Source organism: Intestinimonas sp. RTP31139st1_F5_RTP31139_211217, from assembly GCF_040226735.1.
In the GTDB taxonomy this organism is placed as follows: Bacteria; Bacillota; Clostridia; order Oscillospirales; family Oscillospiraceae; genus Intestinimonas; species Intestinimonas butyriciproducens.
In genome coordinates, this window is record NZ_JBCOAQ010000003.1 from 45,805 (window position 1) to 67,613 (window position 21,809).

Genomic DNA, 21,809 nt, shown 5'->3' on the forward strand with positions numbered 1-21,809 from the left:
TCTCCTTATCCCGCCGTTTGATTGCGGTATTCCTTCTCCAGTTGGGTGTACCACCGTTTCAGCATGGTTTCCAGACTGGTCTTTCCGTTGCGATCTGTAAAAACAAGAAACTTCTGCATCAGTCTGGGGAATAGATATTTGCCCGCTTTTGTCAGATCCTGATTGAGATAGACCATCCGAAGGATACGGCCCTGCCGATCCAGAGGGTTCTTTTTCAGCAGTTCCTTTTCAAAGCAGAAGCGCAGAAACACCACATTCTCGTCGTAGAAGTCCTCCACCACAGCCGCGCCAATGCTGGTGTATGTGATGTCGTACACCAACCGGCTCCAGTCAAATTTCTCGGCATAGAGTAGTTTCAGCGCCTTTGACCAGTGTTCCTCCGGGATCACCAGCATCCTGTGCTGGGCGGTACTGGAGTAGCCACGGTAGACGGGTTCCGGGTGTCCCAGCAGTTCGCTCACACTGTCGGCATAGACGAAGCACAACTCCTCGTCGAACAGGCCGCCGATAAAGTTACCATTGCAGTACAGCATATAGTTTTTGGACTTGGCCGGAGAGTAAGAGAGGTTGTATTCCTGGGAGTCCAGGATTTTATGTACTTTGTTCAAAAAATCTATTGATGTCATCGGTTTGCTCCTTATTCCTCAAACTCGCCCTCGATCATTCCGTTCAAATACCGGCCAGGGTCTGCGATGAAGTCGTCCCATTTGGCCAGAGGGTGGAACTCCTCGTGTTCGATATCCAGATACCACAGCTTTTTGTCCCTGGGGCTCCACAGCAGCAGGTAGTCACTGTAATTGTCCATGGCCGCCATGAGGGAGAGCAGCTTTTTTCGTTTCCAGGTCATCTCCTGCACATCCATGAAGGAGTAGAGCTCCGCCCACTTCACCCATTCCTGCTCCGGAAACTCCAGCCGAAGGGGGCCGGTTTTCAGATACTCCACCAGCTTGGCGGGCAGCTTATAGGGCATGAGCTGCCGGGCTTTTTCCTGTTCGTTGTGCCAGTCCTCCGGCTCCAGGGCTTTTAAGTAGTCGGCCAGCTCCTGATTTTTGTTCTGCACTGCCACGGTGTAAGGCCGGTCGCCGTATTTGTCAGCAATGGTGATGTCGGCTCCTTGCTCAATGAGCCAGCGAACCATAGGGAAATTGTTGGAGCGGGCGGCCTCGGTGACTGGGGTGGAGGCGTAAGGGAACATCATGTCCGGCTTGTGGTAATTGATATCCGCCCCTTTTTCCAGCAGCAGTTTGGCAAGCTCGGCCTGTCCATCGGACACAGCGGCCCGGAATGCCTCGCCGCCAAACTTGTCCACGGTGATCCCGGCTTGCTCCAGCACCGGGATATTCTCCGCTCGCTGTCCCCAGCGCACTTCCTGGAAGGCCCGCTCTTTCTGCTTCGGGCTGAGTTTTGCGGCCTGTCCAGCAAAGAGCGCCACCACCACCGGCCCACAACAGCGGGCAGCGGTGAGCAGCAGGGGTTGTTCCTCTGCCAGACCGGGATCAGCTCCATGCTCCAGCAGGAAGTGGATCATGGGCACATCGTTCCGAAAAACCGCGATCTCCAGCGGCATCAGTTTGATGTATTCGCTGAGCTGGATGGGAACATCTAAATCCAGACCGCCTTGGAGCAGCGCTTCCAGCTTGGGAGTGTCATGGTCGCAGATGGCAGCAGCCGTTTCTGGGAGAGTCTCCCAGCGGCCAATATATGCAATTTGGTACATAAGACACCTACTTTCGTTGTTGTTTCACTTGATAGGGAACGGTCCGGCCCAGCACCCGGCCCTTGCCAACGGCATTGGCTCCCTCATAGATTAAGAACTCCGCATTGTTTTCCAGCGGAGCGTAGTCAATGGTATCTGGATAGAGGGGTTGGGCATTCCCCAAAGCCGGTTCATCAAATGCACACTCGTCTCCGTCCAGAAAGCATACCCCCAGATATTCCGTGGTTCCTTTGACGACAAAATGGGGACAATATTTTCCACTCATCAGACTGGGGGGAGTCTTTCGCTTGCCGCTCCAGAAGATGACCTCCACATAGAGCACCGCCCGGTTTTCATCTGTCCCGATCATGCCAGTCGCTCCATTCCTGCTTAATCGCCAAACCGCTCGGCGGCATCCTGGTAAACGGTGATGCTTTTGGCCACCTTCTTTTTCTGGCTTCGGATGCGGAAGTAGTCCCGTAGAATGCGCTTCAGTTCCGGGTTTTCCACCTTGCGGGGCAGCAGGCTGATGAACATTTCGTCGTAGCTTTCGTACAGAACACCACTCCGGTTGTAACTTTGCCAAGTCACCGTAGGCTTTCGACCTTCAGGGTCTTTGGCCAGATCAAAAAGCCACCGCTCATCCAGCTCCACATAGCGTTCAAACATAAAGGTCGTGTCATAGGACCCGTAGCGGTCATGGCCCCAAAAGATGAACGCAGTCATTCCATCAGGCCCCAGGCGTTCATAGGTCCAGTCCTCCGGATAACAGCGGTAATCCAGCATCCCCAGAGCATTGAACAGGTAGATTTCTTTGGGAGTGCCCAGCAGGAGCGAATAGGTTTCATACACCTGTTCCTTGGGCTGGGTGATAATTGCTTTCATAAAGACTGGAATCAGCCAACTGCCGCCATAGCGTTCATATAGTTCATCGGCCAGTGCTTGTAGTCGTGTATCCGGGTTTCGAATCAAGGAGGCGGTCAGAATCAAAGCCGGAATCTTCTCCATTTCCTTTGGCTTTACTTTATAGAGCCCCAGTCCTTGGGAAATGTGCCATGTAGTGCATTTGTCACCATCATAAAAGGGGGTGTGCTTGAGATGGCCGATCCGTTCCGCATTTTCCGCCAGAAAACGGTACACCTCCAACATCTTGGGGGAGGCTTTGCCCAGCATCAAATGAAAACAGAAATTCATCTGTTCCACCTGTCCCTCTTCCAGCGGTTTTGTATCCGCCTCATCCAACAGCAGGGAGAGGGTTTTCAGGATGACTGGGGCAATCTGCTCCGATACACAATCCGAGCAGGCATCCGACATAATATGGCTGCCCATCCATTTGCCCTTGACCAGCTTGGCCCACAGTGGGGCAGCAGGGGCATACTCCAGCTGCGCCAAAGCCTTCTGAGCAGCCGTTTTGCACTTACCCTTTTCTGTATTCACAAGTTGGAACAGCAGTTCGCCGTTTGCTTCATCCTTGCCCAGCTCCAAAATGGCCTGTTCTCTCTTTACGCCCTTGGGAGGCAGTTGTTCTAAAATCATCAGAGTATTCATAGTGTCTCGTCCTCCTTCATAAGTTGTCCCTGCACCTCTTTGGGCAGGTCATTCCACAAAATATCGTATGTAAAATCCCGAATCTCCGGGTAACACTCCCGTGCGGTCTTTTCCGCAATATCTCTATTCAGGTAGTGCATCTCTTGGTGGAAAAACCAGTTGAGTTTTTCCATCAGCCGATAGAGTCGGATCTGTTCTTCTTGAGTCATGGCTTTGATCCTCCTACTTCAATTTCAGCACAAATCCCCAGATACTCACTACAATCAGAAGAACGCCCAGCAGGAAGAAAACCACACGCCGGTATCCTCTGCTGTGGCGGTGGGCATCCCGCGTACCAGTGGGGTCGCAGAGCCAGTTCCAGTTGCGGACCGCTCCAATCAAAATCACGGCCCCGATGACCACTGAGGCAATGTACCAATGCTCCTGTAAAAAAGCTGTGATCTGCTCGCTGTTCATTTAGGTTTCCTCCTCGCCTTCGTCGTCGCGTATCACCTCATACCACGCTCCGTCTTCTCCGCGCATCTGCATGGTACCATAGGGCAGGTTCAGGAGCGGGATAATGTCTGGATCGATGCGGCAGATGTCCCGGATATCATAGAAGCCGCAGTGCGACTCGTAGTATTCATCACCTTCGCCGTACACATCGCCCTCATCCCCGGAGTAGAAGGCCCAACCGCTCTCCCAGCCCATATCCTCGCGCTCGGGGAACAGCCGGTCCATAATCTGCACCTTGCACCCATCCTGGGCGACGCGGTCGGAAGCGTAGCAAAACAGAGGGCCGTCCCAGTCGGGAATGACAGCCGGTTTCCCTTCCGCTGCCCGCGCCACCCGCTTCTCGGGGTCATCTGCAAATTCCGCTTCCAGATACTGTTGATACCGCTCATCCAGCAACTGCTCCACACGCTGACGGCTTTTTTCAGTGTATGGTAGAAGCAGGTAGGCCGCATCTTTTTCCGCAATACTGTTCCAGACACGGTCTTTGGACTCGGCCAAGACGATATTCCGGCAGTCCCGGCGGTAAATATAGGGATTGGAGCGGTTGTCCTGAGCGTACCACTGAGCAAAGCCAGAGCCTCTCCGGTCAAAGAACTGAGTGGACAATTTCCCATCCAGCTTGTTCAGGATGAACGCCCGCAGGTCCGGCCCCTTTCCGGCCCAAACCGCCTCCACCACCTCCCGATGCCGGGAGAGGAATGGGTTACTCATTTGGCCTCGTTTCATAGCCCAGCCCAGGAAGAAGGCCATCCGATTGTAGGCATCCAATTCATCTACTGGCAGGTGAAGCGCCCGGATTTTCTTGATCTGCTCTGCGGCGTTGTCCATCTCCGCCGGGTCGTAACTGATTTTCTCCCGGTCTGTGACCACATTGAGCCGGTGCGGATTGATGACCTCCAAGCTCTCGTCCGGGCAGAGGTCCAGCAGGGCGTCCGAGCCGTGCTCCAACTTGTATTGGATCTCCTCCCGATAGAGGGGAATCACCTGATAGAAGTTGACTTCGTCCCCGTCCGGCAGGCGGCAGAAAAAGGAGTCCGTCCCAAACACACCAGGACAGAGTAGGATCTCACCACGCAGCTCCGTGTTCTCCGCGAAGGGGATGCCATCCTCACCCTCATCCAGTGTAGTCCTGGATTCCAGCCCTACCTCCGGGTCCTCCATGGCGAAGTGGGCGGTGGCCAGCATCATCCGGATGGGCCAGCTCCACCGCTCCTCCCGACAGTCCGCCTTTGTCAGCTTCCAGTCTCGGGGCAGATTGATGAGCAGCTCCGCCCGTTCCAGTTTTTCCTCCCAACGCTCCTCCGGGAAACCCATCCTATGCCGGCTCAGGCCGACAGTGACCAGAGTGTAGTAGTCATGCTCCGGCCGGGGCGGGATGATGGCGATCTCCAGCGGGTGATCTGGGTCGCTGTCGTCCGTGAGGAGCTGGGTATAGACACCGAACTGCTGGTCGATATGTACTTTCACATGGCCGAGGATGTCATCATCGGCAGGGGGAATGGTCTCCTGCCGGATGATCTTCTCCCGCTCGTTCCAATCCAGTTCCAAGGAATTTTCCTCCTCCAGATACTCCTCGCAGTCTCGCACCAGCTTTTGGGCGTCTATGTCATCCGGGGCCAAGGACAGCCAGCGTTTTGCGTATTCATAAGCGGTGGCTGTGGAGCCGTATGCCATCAGGCAGGAGTAGCCCATCCGAGCATTCCAGTAGGGATCGTTCTCACCCTGGGTGCGGACGGACTCCAGCAGATCAATGGCGTGCCGGAGAAGATCTCCATCCACTTCAGCGTTCTCGCCAAGAGCACCGCGGTCACTCAGCACCGCCAGATTGCTGTAGGCTCGGCCCAATTTTAGCGTCAGCAGATAATCCCGCTCCCGTTCTGGGATGGCTTCGATAGCCTCAATGCATCGGGCAAACTCGTCCGCATCATTCCACTTCTCAATCTGCTCCAGCAGCTCTGCTCTTTCTGCCTGATTCATCGTTTCACCGCCTTTTCTGTTTCATCCTTTGCCTTTTTTGAAGTGTCCGCTGCCTCGCCAGGTGTTGACTACGCAGGTGAATATCTGACCGCAGTGCTTGCACCTAATCATGTGAGCCATAATTTCGTCTGCCCATCCATCCTCAGTCTTTACCTTCTCCAGCGGACAGGTGGATTCCTCTGCAATCAGTTCAAATTCGCCTTGTCCTACCAACTGCTGGATATAGGCAATACAGGCCAGGTAGTCCTTTGGGGCATCAAATTTTCTCCATATTTGAATGTTTCGGCAGTGCTCGCACATAATGGATGCCTCCTCCTGTAAACGGTTGTTGTCAGCCCTGTATATCAGCGTCAACGGGGCCTTTTTTCAGCGTTCCATCCACAGTGATCACATGGCCCCAGAACATATCGTCGTCCTCGTACCAGGCGGTAAAACGGCCGCCGGGAGATACTGTAAACTCGGTGAGCAGGATGCGCCGGGCGAACTCATCTTCGGTGATGGGGTCTTTCTCCGCTTCCCGGTCGGTCTGGTCATTGTCCGCCAGCCACTCGTTGGCCTGAGCGGTGAGCTTCTGGGCAGCCATCGCCCGCAGGGACTTGTCCCACACCTCCTGATCTGCCACCAGTTTCTTCATCACATTGGTGACACGGGTCCAGGACGCTTTCTTTTCAATCTCCACATCCAACGAGATCCGGACTTCTTTTCCCATCCACTTACAGGTCCCCTCGAATATGCTCATCTCACGATCCAGCGTGAGGGTTCCCAGCACTTCGTCCTCCAGAAGAATGGGCTTTGTGTATTCCGCCCAAATCTCCTCCAGTGCCGGACAGGGTACGCCTTCCTCCAGTACCTCAGTGACATACCACTGAGGTTCGTAGAGGGCATCACCTTTCCAGCCGCGGGCTTTGATCCGGTAGATCTGGCCCTTGGTAAACCGCTTGGAATAGTCGCCGGCATCCCGTTCCTTGTCCGTCAGCGGCCAGCTCAGGTAGCATCGACCGGAGATCACCTGTCCGGTCTGGGCATCCGCCATGGCGAGGGCATGGGTATGCGCCGCCCAGTAGGTATCCAGAAAGGTTTTGTCTGCGCTGACACCGTCCTGGATCAGTACCAGTTTTTCCTCATCTTCCGGGGCGTACAGGGCAATAAAGTCCTTGACCGTTCTCTTTTTCATGGCGTTCTCCTTACGCAAATACCTGCTGGTATTTCTCTTTCAGTTCCTTGGGCGCCGTCTTGATGACCTTGCTGCCGCCGTTTTCAGAGGCTGTGCCCCAGATGGCCCAGAGCACATCACGCCACAGGTAGGCCAGCGCCCTTTTGTCATTGCCGGATTCTTCCGGCAGGTAATATTCCAGATGCCCTTTGATCTCCATCAGAGCATCCAGGCTCTCCTCATTGGCGATCAGGGTGCGGAACTCCTTTGCGGGCTTCAGATTCTGCATGGACTGGACACCGTGGACCAACACCGGCAGGGACTGAGCAGTAAACCCGTACTTCTTAAAAAAGGTGTGAATAAACTTTTCTTGCAAAGAGGAGTGCTCGTCATCACAGCGATCCAGGTAATCGCACACCAGCCGCCACCACTTCGGCCCTTCCAGTCCCAGGGCAAACACGGCAAAGGTGCCAGGCATGGCGCAGGACTCATCAGAGAGGTTGTTGTACCACTCGTCCTCCTGCATGGCCAGCCGAGCATAATTCTCCATCCGGACATGGAGACGGGGATACCGCACCGCACAGGCAAAAAGCTGATGGACACCCTTCTTGGGCAGGCCGGGGATGGGCAGGTAGATCTTCTCCGGTCCGCGAAACTCGATGGAGTAGCTGCGGGGGAACTCCGGCTGCTCCAAAATCTCAATCAGATAGCTGAGAGCCTCCTCACAGGCCCCCTCGCCGCAGTCCCTGGCGGTAATGCGGATGGTGGCGAAAGCGTCGTTGGCCGAGGCGGTGAAATGCTCCGTCTTACGCCGCTGGATGTCCTTTGGCAATTTGCCGCTGCCAGCTGTTTTCAGCTGCTTCACCATGTCGGGACGGAGCTGGGAAACCAGGCCGAGGATGTGTTCGGTTTTAAGATACTCAAAGCTCTGTCCATACACCGTGCAGCAGACCGCCACATAGCAGGCAAAGCGCAGCAGCTCTTCATCCGCATCCTCGGGGCGCAATTCCGGCAGTACCGTGCAGGGCGGAAAGACGGTAAAGCCATCATCCCGCTCTCCCACAAGGAAGTAGCGTTCCTGTACCTGCTTTTCTATGTACTTCTCCAATGTATAGTGGATCTCCTGCCAGCCCACCAGCCGCCGCATGGCGTCGCAGAGAGAGACAGCATCCTCACAGGGAAATCCTTTCAACGGCAGCTCGGTCAGATACCGCTCCAGCAGCTGATCAGGGAGAAATGGCGTCCCGTTGTGGTTTCGCACCACGGTCGGGTAGGCGGAGTGATTTTCACGGGCGGTGCCGTTCAGCACATCCTGAATGCAGAGATCCGCCTCCGCCAGTACTTCTGGTGAAGTGTCCGGTTTATGTATCAGATAATAACGGTCATTTACACCATCGCGCTTTGGTAAGCTCATGCTTGATCACCTCTGTTTAGACAATAAAAAATCCCCGCGACACCCTGTCACTTGGACAGGCTGACGCAGGGCATGAAAAGGCCGCAAGGGAGACGCCACATCCACCAGCGGATGTGGTTTCTTCTTCAGCCAAAATCAATTTTTCATATTTGAACAGAACAGCCGTGGACTGTCCCAGTTTTTCTTCCATAGCAAGACCTCGGGTTACAAATTTCTAAATGGGTATACTTTACTATTTTATTATATCACATCATCTGTTTTCTTTGGAAGAGAGATTTGCTCCTCAGCCAAATTTGTGATGTGGATTTTTCCCTTTCTCTTTCCTGTCCCGGCATACTCCAGCAGTTCTCTGGCATTGCTGGCCGGATGCCGCACATAGGCGATGAGAAAATCGCTGCGCTCCACCATATATCGGTTTGCGCGGACGATGGCAAGCCGTTTGGGGACCGTTTCCAGATCCGGCGGATAGAACAGAGCGTCGAACGCCTCTGGCAGATCCACCTTTCTGTTGACTGGGTAATATGGGGTCATCAGCATCAGCGTAATATCCGGGTGCGCTCGCTTGGCCTGCGACAGTGCCCAGATCACCAGACGGTCGAAGTTGCCATACCGCCCCACCACAAATTCAGATACGCCATATTCCGTGATATGGCGCTCTATGGTTTCAAGCAGGGTTGGGTACACCCGATCTGGTGTCTCCCTATGCCCTATAAAGAAGCAGCTTCCCATCTGACAGCCCTCATACACAGTCGCAGTCATATTTTATTGATTGTGATTCATAATAGAACTATAAAGCCAACGCCCATTTTAATAATTATATCACTAATTATTCGTTGTGTGAAGCGAAAGTTGATGATTTAAGTGCGAACCCGCGACGCTCCCTTATATTAAAATAATAAGTAGAGATTGGAGGGAGAGGATCATGGACGATAACCGCCGCTATGAAGCGTTTGTGCGGAACCGCATCACAGAGCTGCGGGAACAGAAGGGCGTTTCTGAGCATCGGATGAGCCTGGAGCTTGGAAAGAGCGGCTCCTACATCAGAAGCATCACCAATGGAATTTCTATGCCCTCTCTCCGGGAGCTGTTCAACATCATGGAATACTTTGATTTGACGCCAACTCTTTTCTTTGCTCCTATGGACGATCCGGATTCCCTGCGTGGGATCATAGGCAAGAAGCTGCTTGCCCTGCCGGATGAAGACTTGGAGAAAGTAGCTGTTTTTCTGGACTGGATCAGAAAATAACCGCTCCTACTGGCGTTTGACATGAAAAATATGCCGCTCAGTCAGTTCCTGATAGTTTCTGACATGGGCGGTTTCTTTTTTGCGCTCTTGGGGGAAAGAACTTCCGGCTATTGAAATTTCAAGCTCTTTCCACTAAAATGGATTTCATCGTCTGTTATCAACCGTTCCGATTACAAAGCGAGGTAGGAAAAAATGAACCAAAAAGAAATCAATGAGCTGCGGCGCCGTTTTCGCCCGGAAAAAAGCGCCATCAGCCGTGTTTATGGATGCTATGTCAACAGCAGTAAAGAGATCGTTTCCGATCTGGACGAATCCCTGGGCATGATGCCGCAGGAGGAGTCCGAGAAGTATTTGAGCCTTTTGAAGAAGGGACTGTCCGGTTCCCTGGGGAAAAACCTCATTGATATCGTATTCTCCACTCAGCAGGTAGTGGACAGTGAGGAACACCGCCTGCTCACCACACTGCGGGATTCCCAGCTTAAGGACAACGAGGCCCGCCAGACCTTTTACCACAAGGTAATTGACAGTCTGGACATGGGGGACAGCAGTTACCTGTTGCTCCTGACCTGTGACAGCTACGATGTTCCCCATCGGGGCAAGGATGATTCCCTGCAAGCGGATGCCTCGGATGAGGTGTTCACCTACATCGTCTGTGTTGTGTGCCCCATCAAGGAGGGCAAGGTAGAGTTGGGATATTTTCCCGGTGACAATGAATTCCACTGTGCTGCCGGGCAAACCGTCGCTCCTCCTGAGCTGGGTTTTCTCTTCCCGGCATTCGATGACCGGGCAGCAAATATCTATAACGCTCTCTTTTACAGCAGGAAGGCCAATGAAATTCACCAGGAGTTCATTGACGCGATCTTCCATGTGGAAGCGCCGATGTCTGCCGTTGAGCAGAAGGAAGCATTCCAGTCAGCTCTGAGCGATGCGTTTGACTGCAGTCTGGAAGTGATGCAGACTGTTCATGAACAGCTGCGTGAGAAAATCAAGGAGCACAGGGAGAGCAGGAGTTCGGAACCTCTGGAGATGAGTGCCTCAGAAATAGGGCAAATCCTTCAAAGCTGCGGGATTGCGGATGAACAGGTGGCAGCATTCCAGGAAAACTGCGGCGAGCAGTTTGGTTCGGGGGTTGTCCTGAATCCGGCAAACCTGATCGACAGCAGCCGCTTTGAGATCAAGACACCTGAGATCACCATTTCTGCTGATCCAGAGTATAGTTACCTGGTGGAAACTCAAATTATCAACGGGCGCAAGTACCTCCTAATCCCTACTGAAGATGGCGTGGAGGTCAACGGTTTTGCTGTCAGCATTACAGCTGCACAGAAAGACGATTAAATTTCAAAAGCCGGACACAACGCAAGGCGGTATAACCTTTAAGGCCAGATATTGTTTGTTATTTTCTGTCTTAAATAAAATCCTTAGAGTGGGCGCTTCTGGTTGGTTCATTATGAACCGGGACTCGGTTCACATGATATGTAGACCCTCCCCTTGGCGGGAGGGTCTGCTTTTTACAGGCTATCTCACCAGACGGTTTCTTGCTTCCAGTGCTGATGCGCAGTCATGGCCTGTCAAATACTGTGCCGCATCCAGCCATTCCTGTTCGCTGCATGCACCTAAAGGGATCGCGGCAGTGAGCCTGTGCAGCCGTTCACTTTGCTGGAACAGCCGAAGATCAGAAAGAATTCCGCATCCCATTTGATAAGCCAAATAATCCAGTAGATCGATCTCAACCAGCATTGGACACCTCCGTCATACCACATGATACAGATTGGAAGTAAGACTCCCATTCTCCCGCCAGCGTGGGTCCTTTTGCAGCAGACCAGCCCTGCAGAGATCATCCAGTGCCCGCTTGACCGTAGAGCGGGAAAGCCCCAACTCCAGAGCAATGGTTCTGATGGCCGGCCAGCAGCGTCCCTCGCTGTCTGCCCGATCCTTGAGGTACATATAGACGCTCTTGGCTCTGTGGCTTAGATTGGAATTGTAGATATTTCTAAAGCTGTTCATTCTGTTTCCCTCCGTCAAGGCCGAAATACCGTTTTGCGGGAATCCGGTGCGGCCTGAATTCCCTGAGCCATACCGCCAGCGGATGTGCCGCCTCCCTGCGGCTGCTCACTATCCATTACAATCGTCCCATAGTGGCGGCGGATGATGGACTCCTCCAACTCCTGTTTGTCAGCATAGGCAACGAACCGCTGGGCCTTCTCCGGTACTTCATAGGGCATGCCGAACCGGATGCCCCAGTCAAGGAACAGCCGCAGTTTGACCTTCATTGGGTGGACGCCGGTCTTGGCCACAATAAAGCTGCCCTTGGGCATGGACTTAAGTTCATCCGGGGTCATGAGGGGACGCTCCATCATCTGGAGGGACTGGCTGGGATCGTTTTTTCCGCGGGAGATACTGCCGCTCATTACCGTCCGGCTGCCCAAAGATTTGGACAGTTCCACCGCGGTCTGACTGGCCGGGGCGAAGCCGCCGTAAAGGTTGACCTGGCAGTTGTCCACGATGATCTCAGAGCCCTCTTTTCCATAGTTTTTCTGCAGCTGTCCCGTAATGCTCTGGACGATAGGCACCAGCATGAGTCCTCTGGACCGGGAGGCGGAAAACATCAGTTCCAGCGACTGAATGGGCGGGCAGGTGCCCAACTCGTCCGCGAAGAAGACCACCCGGTTCTTGAGCCGGCCGCCGTTCTCGTCGGCCACAGTGAGGATCTCCCGATACAGGTTTTGGAGGATCAGGCTGACCATAAAATACTTGGTCTGGTCCTCCTCGGGCAGTACGATAAAGATGGCGGATTTCTCATTGCAAAACTTCTCCGCGTCAATGGCGGTGTCAAAGCAGAGGATCTGCTCCATCTCCGAGTCGAGGAAGGCGTTTAGGCGGGACAGTACCGTTGAGATTACGGAGGCCATGGCCTGCTCCGCCGTGTTGAGGGCGGACCCGGCAAACCAGCGGGCCTTATGATTAGGCGGGAGCTTTTCCAGCAGGAGCTGGAACTGATTCTTTCCCTTCACCCGGCTGGGGGCCAGCAGTTCCTGCACCAACTTGAACACCGACACGATGTGGCGCTTTTCAATGGGATTGCCGTCCGCGTCCTCGGTGGGCAGGTACTCGGCCACCAGCAGGAACATGGCAGTCAGAAGGCCCTCGGCGGAATCGTAGAAAAAAGCATTCTGCCCATACTGGGCGCTGTCGCCGCCGCTGGTGTTGATGAGGGTCTTGGCGAGGATCTTGGAGTATTTCTCTGCCTTGGCCTTTGCCGCCAGGTTTTTGGGGTCGGCTTTATAGATATCCATGTACTTGTTGATCAGATGAAGCAGGTTGTTGCCGTCCGAGCGGGTGGGATTACGCAGATCCAACACGGCGATTTGGTATCCGTAGCAGTCCTTGGCAATACCGGCATAATTGCGGAACAGGTCGCCCTTGGTATCCGTGCAGAGGAAGGACATCCCGCTGGCGAGGGCATATTCGATGTTGGGGTACAAAAAGAACGCGGTCTTTCCGGCGCCGCTGGCGGCGGTGACCATGGCGTGGATGTCATCGGTGTCCACCAGAGCTGTAACATGGTCTTTGGGCCCTTCGCAGCCAAGGACAAGGCCCTGCTTTTCCGGCAGATGCTCTCCCTTGCGCCACAGCTCTGGTTCAAAAGGGACATGGGCATAGGTCTGCCGAATCTCCTGTTTGGTAGCCCAGCGTGCGGTTCCGTGCTGGCCGTCGCCCACAGTCTTGGATTTGATTCCGTCAAGGGTATAGTAATGGGAGAGAAACGCGAGGCCGCCGATCACGAGAAACATGATGGCGCCTACCACGATAAGTGTTATAACTTGCGTTGGCACATGATCCTCCTTTTGATATCTACGCCTTAATATCAGAAGGGGATGTTCAGTTTTCGCTTTGTCTGCTATAATAAATTGGTATGAGGTGATTGCTTTGATTTGCGCATGTGACCATTGCTACTATCTGTTTGAGGCGCCGGAACTGCCGGAGCAATGCCCGGACTGTGGAAAGCAGGCAACCCGGCCAGCCAATAAGCAGGAGCGGGCAGAATATCTCAGCAGACAAACAAGCAGCCAGGAAGATGCGGAGGAGTGGGACTGAGCCATTCCTCCGCTTTGCTGTTTCAGGCTTAGGCCATCACTGGCTCAGTTTCCCTCTGGGTCTTTTCCTCTTTCTGCCGCCGTTTGATCTCGTCGGCCTCGTACTTGACCGGCACCTTGGCACAGGAGATGGCCAGCTCCAGCCATGCGCTGGCCACCTCTTTTTTCTCTGCCTGGGTACGGATACCCTGGCGATTGTTCTTGGCCAATACGCTTTGGAATTGCATGGCGATCTCATCCGCCCGGTTCTTGAGGATACTCCGGTTCTGGTGAGGCAGGATGTGGCTTTCTAAAAACCGGACTCCCTGCTCAACGGTCAGCGCGGTACCCATCTGTTTGCACTCCCGCAGCACCACCGAGAGGGACAGCGCCGCCATGGTTTCCATGTGCTCCATCGCCTGGTCAAAGCGTCCCCAATGAAGGTCGTTCCGGTACTGCAGGAGCAGGCCGGGGATTTGATAAGCCGCCCGGTCCGGCTGAACTTCCTTGCACCTGGTCCCGATTCGCTGGCAGACGAGGTCTGCCGCCACAAACTGCGGATGCTCCTCGGCGGGCTGTGCCTCCAGTCCATGCCGTGCTTTCAGATCCTCGTCCCAGTCTTTGTATTCGGATTGCAGCGGGGCAATTTGAGAATAGCCATGCTCCCGCAGAACATCCGAGAGCCGGCCGACGGCCTCAATTCCGGCAGCGTCGTGGTCCAGGCAGAGGATGGTTTTCCGCAGATTTGGATTTTTCTCCAGCATCCACAGCATGGCATGTTCCGCCGTACCACAGAGAGCCACATAGCTGTGCTGCTGCCAGCCGTCCGGGTACAGGGTGAGAAAGGCAAGCAGATCGATGGGGGCCTCGAATACATAGAGACGGTCGCTGGTACCGACCCAGTGGAAACTGCACCGGGGATCACTGCCCTCTATGTTGCCCCGGTAGCTTTTGCCTTGGGTATAGAGCCCCCGCTTGTGGGCATGACGGGCAACGCCGCGTTCATCGAATCCGACGAACACGGCGTTGTGATACACCTTTGTCTGATCTATGGACAATTCCCGGCTCTCATAGATCAGTCCCTTCTGTGCGAAAGCGCTTAGTACCTCCCGGCTGATGTGCCTCTGCTGGAGCAGATAAGCATATACCCGCCGCATGGCCTGGTTTGAGGGAGGCAGGGCAAATTCCTTTGGCGGCTCTTTTTCTTTTTTCTCCGCCGGTATATACACCTCCCCCTGTTCACCATTGAGCAGACGGGTCACTGCTTCAGGGTAAGTCAGGCCGTAGAAATTTTGGACAAAGGAGATTGCATGGCCACCCCTTTCTGCAGCATGATCATACCACTCATTCCCATGCACAGTAATACTGTGATCTGAGGTGAGGCGTTTGTCCTGGCCGGAGGAGATGAGTTTCTCTCCCTGCCGGCGCAGGAACTCCACCAGGTCAACGGAGTTGGCACGGAGTTTTTGGTCCTCTGTGAAGTGGATATATGGCACGCTACATCCCTCCTTATCAAAAAAGAGACCGCAGTATGCGGCCTCTCAAATCTGTGTTAATTCATTCGGTTGGTTGGCATCTTTCGGAGCTCTTGGACTTGATCCCAACGCCCATAGACCACAGCGATAGTGTGACTGGAAAGGTGCCTGAAAGGGTAACTGAAAAAGAGAAAAAGATTTCAGAACTTCTTGTTGAAGCTCCAGAGGCTATTAATGGGAGTCCGCAGGTTCATACCTCATATGCCTCTCACTGATTCCTTCCCTTGAGTTTCCGGTGGAACAGAACAGGTCTGCACGGGATTGGCTTTTGCCTTTTCAGCCCTTGAATGCCTTTTGGCTGCGCCAATAAAATCTGCTGTTTAAACTGCACTTTCTGTTTCAAAAGATTACCTCCCTTATAGCTGCATTTCCGGCTCATGGTCATCCGCCTTGTGGCCCTGAGCGATCTTCTTCGCCTTGATTTTTCGTAGGAGCTTCCGATCCACCGCGACCCGAACGCCACCGGAGGGCGGTGGTTGGTTTTGCTCCTGGAAAATGTTGGCCAGATGGTGGAACAGCGAAATGACGGCCGCCACAGGAGGCTGGCCCAAGCGGTCATCCATGTGTTTCAGGAAATATTGAGCATATTCATTGCCCTGATCCGCTGCCAGCTGGAACCACTTGATCGCACTGGATCTATCTTTTGGGACCTCCTTCCCAAGCAGATAGAGCTTGCCGAGGGCATACTGGGCGTATTGATTGCCCTGTTCCGCTGCGGCGGTGAGCCAGCGGATGGCGGCTTTCACATCCTTTGGCGCATCTTCCCCCTGGAGCAGCAGCTTGCCCAGCCGGTACTGCGCAAACTGATTACCCCGGCCTGCTGACCGCTTCAGCAGACTTAGTGCTTTTACGCTGTCTTTGGGTGCATCTTCTCCTGTGAGATAGACCAGAGCCAGGGCGTATTCCGCATACCCGTTCTCCTGTTTGGCCGCGGCAGTAAGCCAGCGGATGGCGGTTATTACATCCTTTGGGATACCGTCGTCTCCCTTCAGCAGCAGTTTTCCCAGGCGGTACTGGGCAAACTGGTTCCCAAGTTCCGCAGCGTATGTGAGCCATTTCAGTGCGGCCGCCGGGTCTCTGGGCAGGGCTGCGTCACCGGCAAGATACAGCTTGCCAAGAGCAAAGGCGGCGAAGCTGTTTTCCTTCGTTGCCGCAAGTGTGAACAGAGCCACCGCCTTTTGAATGTCTTTTTCCACGCCCTGACCATCCCGATAGATTTTGCCGAGCGCGTATTGAGCACAGTCCTGGCCGGCTTCCGCCGCCTTTGTCAGCCGCTCCAATGCCTGGGCTGTCTGCTCCGGTGTAGAGGATGGATCATTGAAAATCATCCGGGCCAGTTGGTACTGCGCGTGGGGATTGTCCAGTTTGGACGCCTGTTCAAACCACTCCCTGGCTGCCGTCTCATCTTTACCAGTCCCTACACCATGGAGGAGCATCCATCCGATGCGGTACTGCAATTTATCGTCATGGCTCTGCTGTTCCAATTCGAGAAATCCGGCGAAGGCTTGCCGGTACCACTGTTCCGACGCTTCGGCGTCCTTCTCACAGCCAATGCCGTCCCGATACATCTTTCCTAACTCGTAGGCGGCATAGGGGAAGTCCTGCTGTGCGGAGGCTGTGTATAACTCCAGCGCCCGCGCATCGTCCTGTTCCACACCCTGTCCACGGCGAAACAGGCCGGCAAGGGAATATTGCGCATACTTGTACCCTTTGTCTGCGGAAAGTTGGAACCACCGGGCGGCATCACCATAGTCCTGCTCACAGCCGAGGCCCGCGGCATACAGTTTGCCGATCCGGTACTCCGCATAGCGTTTTTTCTTCTGCCTCTCAACAGCATAGAAAGCGGCCAGCGCCTTGCTGTACCACACATGGGCGGCCTGCATATCAATCTTCCGGCCCAGCCCGTCCGCAAGCATCCGGCCCAGATCGTGCATGGCCAGCGCATTGCCTTTTTGCGCCTCCTGTTGGAACAGGGTAAACGCCTGCTCAAGATCCTGGGGCTGATCCTTGCCGCCAAACAAACAGCGGCGGGCCAGGCGGTACTCATCGCTCCAGTTCATCTGCGCTTTGGCTGGCGCAGACACCGTTTTGTCTGGGACATCGTCCGGTGGGGACTCCGAGAAATCATTCCAGTCATTATCAGGCTGGGGCGCCTCCGGCAGCGGCGCTTCTTCCTGGTCCTCCACAGGGACACGGTCTTGCTGGTCATCTGGATGGAAAACCTGCTGGCGCGCCCCCAGTGTTACCGCTTCCTCAATGACGATGTTTTTGATCCGCTTGAATGCCTTCTGCTGGGAAAGGGGAAGGCGTGGAGGCAGGTCATCCTTGTAGGTACGCAGCACATCTTCCCGCAGCTCATACCACAGGGCATAGGCTGCGGCGACACATGGCTCTTTGGCCAGCTCGTCCACAATCTCATCCACTACAGCCTTCAGCGGAGCCTTGAGGTAGCCGTACTGCTTCCGGCCTCCGGTGTGCCGCAGGCGTTCCGCCAGATGCTCCATGAGCTTCTCCATGCGGTGGTTGACCACGGCGCCGCTCCACATCTGTTCAATTAACTGCTCCAGCATAGAGCGGGCATCCTCATTCAGCGTGTCCCTACTCTGGGTCTGCTGCTGGTAAAGCTCTGTCAGCTCCTGCCGGAAGATCTCTTTTGCCAGTCCCGACTTGATTTGGGCGATGCCCTGCGTGGTGAGAAAGCCTTTCGACGGATCGGCGCTGTAGCAGACCATGTGGATATGGGGATGGTGTGCTTCATCATGGAATGCAGCGTACCACCGAAAATCCTCCCAGGGGATCTTCATCGCCTCCGCCATTTCCATGGCATACTCGGAGAGCAGTGCTTTCCATTCTTCCGCCTTATCATAGCCGAGACGGGCAGCGTCTTCCCGCCGCAGAGAGATGATGGGCAGCCACACATTACCGGGGTGGGCCGCGACCGCTTCCGCTACCTGCGCCAGTACGAGCTGATCTTCCTCACCGGTAAACAATCCATGGGAACCGACGCGCTGGGCGCGGGGGCGGGTGGCGATGTACTTCAGATAGTTATCCTTCTTGGCGATCTGGTTATAGTTGTCCTCCAGAGCGCGAGTGATGAACTCCGATGCGTTGGTGCGTGTCGGCTCGGCCGCATAGTCCTCGTATTCAAACATCCCACGGCTGAGCGGGAAGTCCCGCAGGATCTGTTCCACCATCTTTTTCTGCTTTGAGGTGGCCGGCCACTCACTGCGTCCCGGATCGATGCGCTCCACACCATTCCGTGTGGCCATATATTTCACATAGTTTTCAAGATGAGCGGTGGCGGAGGAGGTACCGCCCTTGATGTAGGGGCACTTGAAAATCAGGCGCGGCACAGACTGTCACCACCTTTGTGCATCACTCCACGCCCCGCTGGTAGTCGATGGCGTCCTTGAAGCTGATGCGCCCATTGGTCTGCTTCACTTCACGGACGGACCGGGCGCGGAGTGTCTTGAGATCCTCGTCACTGATTTCCATGCCCGCCGCCAGTACATTCATCATCATGTTGACCTCCACCGCCAGTTTGAAGAGCAGGCGGGCGATGCGGTTCTCACTGTCCTGGACGGTTCCGCGCATGGCTGCCACCAGTGCGGGCGGCAGATATGCTGTGGCTTCCTTGCCGGAAACATAGCCGGCATAGAAGCGGATTGCCTTTTCAATAAACTCGTTCTGGCTCTGGCAGTTATCCCTTTCACAGAGTTCTTTGACCAGTTGCTGTGTTTCGGGAGCAATACGCAGAGCGAACTTGATTTTTTCTCTCGCCATACTTTCCTCCAATCAAAAATCCCTGACCTTTGCATGGCCAGGGATTCGTTTTCTTTAAGAGGCTTCTTTACTTCAAAGCTGAATGCCGCCCATACTTTGCTTTTGTGCCTCCTTTTCTGTCCATATCCCTGTTATAATGCCGGATAAACGCCGAAGTGATGGGCCATTCCAGCCGTGGTGACCCCCGGTGTGATCCCATCCCCTGAAAAGTGACCCCCGCAAAACCGTTCCCCGGCCCGCATTGCGGGGCGGTGTGAGCCGAGCGGGGGACGCTTTGCGACCCCCGCTCTTTATCCTGCACTGTTTTCGACCCCTCGGTTCACCCTCGCTAAAGGCGAAAGTGAGAGGCCATCAACGCAGGACGGTCACTGCTCATTTTAGGAACGGCCCGCACAAAGCCCCCACAAATCGCCGGGAGGGACGGCAGGGGTACGGATGCCACCCAGCCCCGGAAAAGGGCACACCGGGCCGCACAGGGGGCAATGGCGGGGGAATGCGCTCCACTTCACAAAAAGAGCCGTGCTGCCGCACGGCTTCTCATGGAGCATCGGCTATTGGTTTGCTCAGTTCTGTGTGCAGGCCATAGACACCTGGGCCCCCTCGTTCTCTGTCTGGCTCTTGATGATCCAGTCCGTCAGGTTCTGGCATTCACTCAATTCCCTGGCCAGTGCGTACATTTCACGGCGGCCATCGGCGCTGTTCAGCTTCACTGCTGTCTCGAACAAGCCCCAGATATTATCCAGGGTTTGGAGGCCGCTGGCGTTTATCGGCAGGTCTTTTTCCTCCATCACATGATTCACCTTTTCGGGCTCGGCTGCTTGGGTAACTGCGATTTCTTCCTGACGGATCAAGTCCAGCCACCGCTGTGTGTCTGGTATTGGAAGTCCCCATGCCGTTCCAACCTGTGTCACAGCCTTTCGATATGGAGTTACATCCACAGCTGTTCCATAGAGCATAAGGTATGCAATGGCCTCCTTTGCGAGATTTTCCTGCAGTTTACATACTTGTTTGGCTTTCATTCGTTGAACTCCTTTCCTCGGATTTTTGGTTTGTTTCAGGCGCCGGTTGGCTGCCCATGCAACAACACAATGCCACACTTCCGGAGAGAAATCCATTCATCATTGCCAATAAAAAGCGGCTTGAGAAGCTGTGGGAAGTCGATAAAATTTACCGAGCGGCGTTTCCTACAGCCGAATCTCCAGCCCTTCTTCCGCCTGCTCCCGCAGCAGGGCGGTCCTTGTTTCCCCCAAGCTCTGTCCATTCTGTTGGTGACAGTAGGCGTCCATCTGGTTCCACAACTGGACCTGTTCCGCGGAAGTCAGCGGGTAGAAAAACTCAAACTCATGACCGTCAGAGCAGACGAGACATACGGTCAATGCGCTGTCTATCCGCCCGGTCTTCCAGCCAAAATTGGCGTACACATTCAGCCAGTCATCGTTGAAGGCAGAGGCAACATTGGTACCAAATACTGCGTCAGGATCGAAGTTTATGGGGATATAGAAGTTCAGTTTCCCATCGCACTCTGTGATCTCATCGGTGAAGGATACCGCATCTACCGGCAGCCTTTTGGTACCTGCAGTGAGTTCCGGAGGGGCTTCACGCTCCATATCCAACTGTGCGTAGTAATCGTTCAGCGTTTTCCCGGTCCTGCCGAGGTAGTCCGCTTCCATCTGTTTTCGCAAAAGAGCCCGTTCTTCTTTTCCCAGGGGATAGGTGAAAAGTTTCTGTACCACTCCATCCTGGCGATGTAGAGTAAGGGAAAGGGTGGCGTCGGCCTCCTGCCGTGCGGCGTCGTAATTGCAGAGAATATCCAGCCAGCCCCCCGGCTCTAAACAGTCCGCCGCCGGGCCAAGAACCTCCCGCTGGGCCTCATCGCTGGTGAAGTCAAACTGAAAATTCAGTCCATGGCCTGACAGAATGATCTCCTCCGAGAAGGTAAGATCGCCCTCCCGCAGAGGTCGGATTCCTCTGGTTTCAATCGAACCAAAGGTCTGCAATTCAATATTCCGGCCGTACAGATAATCTACAAGTCTGCGCCATTGTTCGTTTCTCTGGAGGTTGCGAGTTCGGTTGGCGTGGTAGGCGGCCGTAGATACATCCTTGTTTTTGAAGGTCTGCCAACCGTCTGCGAGATTCAGCGCGGAACACCAGCCGGCATCCAGATCAATCTCAAACGCACCTGATACTTTGCCAGTATTTTCGAGGCGCAAGGCGGCCAATTCATCAAACCGCTCCCGCGTAATGGGCTGTGTCTTATAAAAGTGGTGGGAGAAACCGCCCTTCACCGCCTCGGCGTCTCCTTGCAGATAACGGCGCAGCCGTATGGCCACATCCAGAAATTCCTCGCCATTACCCGTTGAGAAGATACTGTCATGGCCATTCTCCCGAATATGAAAAGCCGCATAGACTTTCTGGTCTTCCGCTGCCTGTGCTGACTCCAGTTCTTCCTTTGTGATAGCTGTTTCAATCTGTACCCACCGTTCTAATGGAACAGTTTCGTTGTACAGCGTTATCAAATAATCCTGCAGATGCCGTTTAACATTACTGCCTTGCGCCTTCAGCGCCTCCTCCAGCGCCGCCCAGCGCCGCTGATCCAGCCACGCCTCGGTAGATACAGAATCGGCCATTATTCAACCCCCTTCTTCTCGTCAAAAGTATCCGGCGCGGCGCTTCGAGGGGACCGGGCAGGCCGCGGGCGGGGCTGTTCCTCCGGCTCCGCCATGCTTTCAATATACTCCCTGGTCTGAGAAGGCACATATTTTTTGTAGAGCTTCTCCATGAACATATCCAGTTCCAACTCTAAAGAGGTACCGTTCTTTCCCGCATAGAACTGGACGGCTTTGAGTTTTTCCTGCTCAAATGAAACCGTGACTGTGGCTTTTTTCATCG

Annotated in this window: 25 protein-coding genes; 3 read left to right on the plus strand and 22 right to left on the minus strand. The window is 54.5% G+C overall.

What is annotated here, in order from left to right; all coding sequences use genetic code 11:
* Positions 1-5 precede the first annotated feature (5 nt).
* The 12 genes from ABUA09_RS03670 to ABUA09_RS03725 are packed head-to-tail and all read right to left on the minus strand — an operon-like array spanning position 6 to position 9,012.
* A complete protein-coding gene (locus tag ABUA09_RS03670; RefSeq protein ID WP_006877292.1) occupies positions 6-626 on the minus strand; it encodes a hypothetical protein in 621 nt (206 codons plus the stop codon).
* Positions 627-637: 11 nt separating this feature from the next.
* On the minus strand, positions 638-1,717 hold the full coding sequence (locus ABUA09_RS03675; RefSeq protein ID WP_006877291.1) for an ankyrin repeat domain-containing protein: 1,080 nt from the start codon (positions 1,715-1,717) through the stop codon (positions 638-640).
* A 7-nt stretch (positions 1,718-1,724) separates the two neighbouring features.
* On the minus strand, positions 1,725-2,066 hold the full coding sequence (locus ABUA09_RS03680; protein WP_006877290.1) for a hypothetical protein: 342 nt from the start codon (positions 2,064-2,066) through the stop codon (positions 1,725-1,727).
* 20 nt (positions 2,067-2,086) lie between these two features.
* Positions 2,087-3,244 carry a hypothetical protein gene (locus tag ABUA09_RS03685; RefSeq protein ID WP_006877289.1) on the minus strand — a complete coding sequence of 386 codons (1,158 nt, stop codon included), beginning with the start codon at positions 3,242-3,244 and terminating at the stop codon, positions 2,087-2,089.
* Positions 3,241-3,453, minus strand: a complete 213-nt coding sequence (locus ABUA09_RS03690) for a hypothetical protein (protein WP_006876758.1) — start codon at positions 3,451-3,453, stop codon at positions 3,241-3,243. The genes ABUA09_RS03685 and ABUA09_RS03690 overlap by 4 nt, the downstream gene beginning before the upstream one ends.
* A gap of 13 nt (positions 3,454-3,466) precedes the next feature.
* Entirely contained in the window at positions 3,467-3,700 is a 234-nt protein-coding gene (locus ABUA09_RS03695) for an immunity 17 family protein (protein ID WP_006877288.1), read from the minus strand.
* The gene (locus ABUA09_RS03700; protein WP_009259975.1) at positions 3,701-5,716 is read right to left on the minus strand and encodes an immunity protein Imm33 domain-containing protein; all 2,016 of its coding nucleotides are present in this window, start codon (positions 5,714-5,716) and stop codon (positions 3,701-3,703) included. It lies immediately after the preceding gene.
* Between the two features lie 21 nt (positions 5,717-5,737).
* The gene (locus tag ABUA09_RS03705; RefSeq protein WP_009259976.1) at positions 5,738-6,016 is read right to left on the minus strand and encodes a hypothetical protein; all 279 of its coding nucleotides are present in this window, start codon (positions 6,014-6,016) and stop codon (positions 5,738-5,740) included.
* Between the two features lie 31 nt (positions 6,017-6,047).
* Positions 6,048-6,890 carry a DUF2262 domain-containing protein gene (locus ABUA09_RS03710; RefSeq protein ID WP_006877285.1) on the minus strand — a complete coding sequence of 281 codons (843 nt, stop codon included), beginning with the start codon at positions 6,888-6,890 and terminating at the stop codon, positions 6,048-6,050.
* Between the two features lie 10 nt (positions 6,891-6,900).
* The gene (locus tag ABUA09_RS03715) at positions 6,901-8,283 is read right to left on the minus strand and encodes a DUF6138 family protein (RefSeq protein WP_024730824.1); all 1,383 of its coding nucleotides are present in this window, start codon (positions 8,281-8,283) and stop codon (positions 6,901-6,903) included.
* Positions 8,284-8,299: 16 nt separating this feature from the next.
* A complete protein-coding gene (locus tag ABUA09_RS03720) occupies positions 8,300-8,473 on the minus strand; it encodes a hypothetical protein (protein ID WP_170180083.1) in 174 nt (57 codons plus the stop codon).
* 50 nt (positions 8,474-8,523) lie between these two features.
* On the minus strand, positions 8,524-9,012 hold the full coding sequence (locus tag ABUA09_RS03725) for a hypothetical protein (RefSeq protein WP_009259978.1): 489 nt from the start codon (positions 9,010-9,012) through the stop codon (positions 8,524-8,526).
* 193 nt (positions 9,013-9,205) lie between these two features.
* Between ABUA09_RS03725 and ABUA09_RS03730 the strand changes: the two genes are divergently transcribed.
* Together ABUA09_RS03730 and ABUA09_RS03735 are read left to right on the plus strand one after the other, a co-directional pair.
* Positions 9,206-9,529, plus strand: a complete 324-nt coding sequence (locus tag ABUA09_RS03730) for a helix-turn-helix domain-containing protein (RefSeq protein ID WP_006876442.1) — start codon at positions 9,206-9,208, stop codon at positions 9,527-9,529.
* A gap of 192 nt (positions 9,530-9,721) precedes the next feature.
* Complete coding sequence (locus tag ABUA09_RS03735; protein ID WP_006876443.1) at positions 9,722-10,864, plus strand: DUF4317 domain-containing protein; 1,143 nt, start codon at positions 9,722-9,724, stop codon at positions 10,862-10,864.
* Positions 10,865-11,044: 180 nt separating this feature from the next.
* Here the strand turns inward: ABUA09_RS03735 and ABUA09_RS03740 are convergent, their stop codons facing one another.
* From ABUA09_RS03740 to ABUA09_RS03750, 3 genes are read right to left on the minus strand one after another with little or no spacing between them, the layout of a single operon-like run.
* Positions 11,045-11,266, minus strand: a complete 222-nt coding sequence (locus ABUA09_RS03740) for a hypothetical protein (RefSeq protein ID WP_006876444.1) — start codon at positions 11,264-11,266, stop codon at positions 11,045-11,047.
* 12 nt (positions 11,267-11,278) lie between these two features.
* Positions 11,279-11,533: a helix-turn-helix domain-containing protein gene (locus ABUA09_RS03745; protein ID WP_006876445.1), complete on the minus strand. Its 255-nt coding sequence runs from the start codon at positions 11,531-11,533 to the stop codon at positions 11,279-11,281.
* Positions 11,534-11,547: 14 nt separating this feature from the next.
* The gene (locus ABUA09_RS03750) at positions 11,548-13,362 is read right to left on the minus strand and encodes a type IV secretory system conjugative DNA transfer family protein (protein ID WP_009261382.1); all 1,815 of its coding nucleotides are present in this window, start codon (positions 13,360-13,362) and stop codon (positions 11,548-11,550) included.
* Between the two features lie 94 nt (positions 13,363-13,456).
* Here ABUA09_RS03750 and ABUA09_RS03755 point away from each other — a divergent pair, with 94 nt between their 5' ends.
* Complete coding sequence (locus ABUA09_RS03755; protein WP_006876447.1) at positions 13,457-13,624, plus strand: hypothetical protein; 168 nt, start codon at positions 13,457-13,459, stop codon at positions 13,622-13,624.
* A 28-nt stretch (positions 13,625-13,652) separates the two neighbouring features.
* Here ABUA09_RS03755 and ABUA09_RS03760 read toward each other — a convergent pair whose 3' ends face one another.
* From ABUA09_RS03760 to ABUA09_RS03790, 7 genes are all read right to left on the minus strand, one after another.
* Entirely contained in the window at positions 13,653-15,098 is a 1,446-nt protein-coding gene (locus tag ABUA09_RS03760; protein WP_006876448.1) for a DUF3991 and toprim domain-containing protein, read from the minus strand.
* 247 nt (positions 15,099-15,345) lie between these two features.
* Positions 15,346-15,480: a hypothetical protein gene (locus ABUA09_RS03765; RefSeq protein WP_255654015.1), complete on the minus strand. Its 135-nt coding sequence runs from the start codon at positions 15,478-15,480 to the stop codon at positions 15,346-15,348.
* Between the two features lie 13 nt (positions 15,481-15,493).
* Positions 15,494-18,490 (minus strand): MobP3 family relaxase, encoded by a 2,997-nt coding sequence (gene mobP3, locus ABUA09_RS03770; RefSeq protein ID WP_006876450.1) that lies wholly within the window; start codon positions 18,488-18,490, stop codon positions 15,494-15,496.
* A gap of 22 nt (positions 18,491-18,512) precedes the next feature.
* Positions 18,513-18,920 (minus strand): hypothetical protein, encoded by a 408-nt coding sequence (locus tag ABUA09_RS03775; RefSeq protein ID WP_006876451.1) that lies wholly within the window; start codon positions 18,918-18,920, stop codon positions 18,513-18,515.
* A 563-nt stretch (positions 18,921-19,483) separates the two neighbouring features.
* Positions 19,484-19,939, minus strand: a complete 456-nt coding sequence (locus ABUA09_RS03780; RefSeq protein WP_006876452.1) for a hypothetical protein — start codon at positions 19,937-19,939, stop codon at positions 19,484-19,486.
* A gap of 165 nt (positions 19,940-20,104) precedes the next feature.
* Complete coding sequence (locus tag ABUA09_RS03785) at positions 20,105-21,547, minus strand: hypothetical protein (protein WP_006876453.1); 1,443 nt, start codon at positions 21,545-21,547, stop codon at positions 20,105-20,107.
* Positions 21,547-21,807, minus strand: coding sequence for a DUF6103 family protein (locus ABUA09_RS03790; protein WP_006876454.1), 261 nt, complete (start codon positions 21,805-21,807; stop codon positions 21,547-21,549). Before ABUA09_RS03790 ends, ABUA09_RS03785 begins: the two co-directional genes overlap by 1 nt.
* Between the last annotated feature and the right edge of the window lie 2 nt (positions 21,808-21,809).